Source organism: Pseudoalteromonas sp. (assembly GCF_041613455.1).
GTDB lineage: Bacteria > Pseudomonadota > Gammaproteobacteria > Enterobacterales > Alteromonadaceae > Pseudoalteromonas.
This window is the reverse complement of the sequence record NZ_JBFJHD010000267.1, coordinates 1-3474: the sequence shown is the minus strand read 5'-3', so window position 1 is coordinate 3474 and position 3474 is coordinate 1. Positions and strand designations below refer to the sequence as shown.

2 protein-coding genes are annotated in these 3474 nt (G+C 39.8%); one reads left to right on the top strand and one right to left on the bottom strand.

Going from position 1 to position 3474, the window contains the following annotated elements; translation table 11 throughout:
• The coding region (ygjK, locus tag ABYB02_RS15670) for an alpha-glucosidase (RefSeq protein ID WP_372763329.1) at positions 1–1655 on the bottom strand (1655 nt) is incomplete at its 3' end.
• 322 nt (positions 1656–1977) lie between these two features.
• Between ygjK and ABYB02_RS15665 the strand changes: the two genes are divergently transcribed.
• Positions 1978–3474 (top strand): TonB-dependent receptor (locus ABYB02_RS15665; protein ID WP_372763328.1); only part of this gene is annotated, 1497 nt, incomplete at its 3' end.

Below are 3474 nucleotides of genomic sequence, written 5' to 3'. Positions count from 1 at the left end.
TGTGTTGGAGTGATAAAGCCAAAGCGTGCGGCATTATCCATACCTGATTCCCACGCAGCGCCATGCTGAGCGCCAATATCAATATCATCATAATCACCACGGTTCAGTACGTGTTGATATAATGCCATGCCAGAGCAGTGATACCAGTGATCGCTTTTCGCGCTGCAACTGCTTAAGTCGGTCGTTTGAAATTTCTTATCATGCTTATATTGTACTTTAAAGCTGATGTTGCCATTCTCATCATTATGAAATCTATGTTTAGTGGCACCGTACTCCACTAAACCATTTTGATTATGGTCGCGGTTTCTGTACCACCATTGATGATATTGCTCAAGTTTTGGAAACATCTCGGCAATAAAGTCACTATCTTGGGTTTTTAAATACACTTGCCAAATAGCCCAACTCGCCAATGGTGGTTTGCTATTGCGCTCATTCCAATTACCACCATCCCCGCCCCGAGGCTTATCTTTATTATAGAAGACTGCGTCTGTGACCATGCCGTGATCTTCGGCTCTGAGAGGATCATTCGCTTGAATTTGATAATCAAACATCGCTCGAATATTGTTCTTTGCTAAGCTTGGGTTAAAGCTGGCCATAGCATAGGCATGTTTCCAGGTATCCCAGGCCCAAGTGCCGTTAAACCACCTTGCAGTGACCGAAGGAGTGACACTGTCGTGTAATAAGTTACCCGCAGCGCTACGCCAATTACCGATCAAGGTTTCTATCGACTTAATAGCGACTAGCTTTTGTTTTTCGGTTTTGTTTTTAAGGTTAACGCCATTATCTAAATAGCTTTGCCATCTTTTATTCGACGCTAGCAGGTATTTATTAGGCTGAGTCAGTGCATCAGCAATAAGTGTCTGCTCATTATTGGCTTCGGTTTTATTGTGAAAATAACTGTGTGTGGTAAATAGTTCAATGTTGCTTTGTGGAGCAACTTTTATATTGCTAGTACTACTATAGCTTTGTTGGTTTGGCTCTATTTGGGTTGAACTGGCTAGACTTCGGTTAATCTGATATTGAGCACTGTCGCTGGTAAGTATGTCCCATGTCGCTCTTATTTCGTCAAAATTAATATTTAATCCATACTCGTGGCTTGTGATGTTTACTGACCAATCAGGTAAAGCCGCTTTAACCGTTTTATTATCATCCCACTGCGAAAGCAAAGCACCTTGCCAACTAAGTTGTAGTGATTGCTCTTGGTTGGTTTTGTTAGTAATTTTTGTGCTAATCAGTGCCGTTCTATTACTAATAAAGTGTAACGACAGCGCGAGATCAAACTGTGGTAATTGATAATGCTGTATCAGTGCCCCAGGTTGTGAATAAATTGCTAACTTTGCTGATGATAAGTCAATCGTTTTTTGTGTTTTATTATTAGTAATGCTCAGCTTTTCCAATTGTTTAGCAATAAACAAACTGTATTCTTGCGCGATGATCATTGGGCCAGTAAATGCGCCGTAACTGCTTTTATCATTAGGTAGTAAGAAACCATGCCAAGCCCCTAAATCAAAAAAAGGATTAAATTTTTGGTTTTGGTAACTATCGTAATCTTTATATTGCTGTGGTGTTCCAGTCCGCTCAATAACATTGCGGGCAAGAGGGTGATCAGCTGTAATTTTTATCGTTGATTCAGCTTGCACTATTGCAGTATTCAAAAAAAGTACTGATAAGCACAAATTTACCTTAAACATATTAAAGTTTTTTAACATGGTATTACTTACCTCATAGCAACTGTATGTCACTTTACAGTGATTCTAAATAATAAATTATTTCTCTTCCTTTAGGATTATGCCAAAGAAAAAACAATTATGCGATTATTAATATAGTATTATTTGTATTATAAATGTTGCAATTGATAGGATAATGATTATAGTTGGTAATGACCCAGTTAAAAATTGCGTGCTTTAACCATAAAATTATAATCATGTCAATAGGTGGGCGATGCATCATTAATTACTACATAAAAGGGGAGTCTACGTGCGAATTAATAAACCCAAATTGAATTATTTATCAATGCTAGTCATGGTTAATTTAGGGCTATCAACGGCTGCTAACGCAGCAGAAACTAATAATACAAATAAAGAAATTGAAGTCATTGCTGTAACGGGTATCCATGCCAGTATGGTCAAATCGATGGATATTAAAAAATCATCAAGTGGTGTTGTAGATGCCATAATTGCAGAAGATATTGGTAAGTTTCCAGATCAGAACGTTGCGGAGTCACTACAGCGTATTTCGGGTGTAGCAATTGACCGCGATGGTGGCGAAGGCCAATTAGTAAGTGTTCGAGGTTTGGGTCCAGAATTTAATGCTGTGCTGGTAAATGGTCGCACTATGGCGACGGTTAGTGGTGGTAGAGCATTCAGCTTTGATACGCTTGCTTCGGAGTTAATTAATGGTGCTGAAGTGCATAAAACGCAATCAGCAAAATTACAAGATGGTAGTATCGGCGCAACGATTAATATTACTACTCATCGGCCATTAAGTATTGGCGAATTTAAAGCGATTGGTAGTGTAAAAAGTACCTATGACAAATTGTCAGACTCTCATAACCCAACATTCTCTGGGTTAATTAGTGATACTTTCGATGATGGCAAGTTTGGTGTTTTAGCCTCGCTTGCTTACAGCGACAAAGACAGTCGTAGCGACGTCGCACAAACAGCGGGTTATATACCAGAGACCTTAGATTCATTAACCAGTGGTGAGGTATTAGAAGATGTCTTTATGCCACGCAACTATGATCAAATCGTAAAAACTGAAAACCGTGAACGTACCAGTGGTAGCTTAGTATTACAATATCGTCCGCATGATGATCTGCTGTTTACCACTGACGCTTTATATTCAAAATACGATGTGAGCTATCGCGAGGATATTCTTGCTCACTGGTTCGAGTCGGGCAATATTGTTGATGCCACGTTAGATGAAAACCGTACTGTAGTGCAATTAGCGACCGGTAATAATAGCGCAACCGATTACTTGAATCGCTTATCTTATCGTCCTACCACCACCAAAGCGCTTGGCGTGAATATGGATTGGCAGTTAAATGATGAAGTTAATATTAGTGCTGATGTCTCATATTCTAATGCTAAATCTGACGGTGGTAATGGTACAACGGATACTGTCGCTGGCTTTTTTAATAGCTACACTTTTGATGCCACGCAAGGTGGTTCCGTCCCTGTTTTAGGTTTTGAAGAAAACTTGAGTAAAGATATTTTAGGCGCAAACTGGGCCAGTATCTTTGGTGATGATATTGAAGATGAAATTGTCGAAGCACGCCTAGATACTGAATGGATGATCGACGCGGGTTCACTGTCAAAAGTGAATTTTGGCGCTTCACATTCAAGCCGCACTCTATCCACTATGCCAACGAATACAGACCGAACTGTACGTAATGGTTGGGGCGGCTATGTGGTAAAACTTACTGCAAGCTTGTTCAGTGACTTTAACGCAGACGGCTTTTTATCTGCCGTTGAC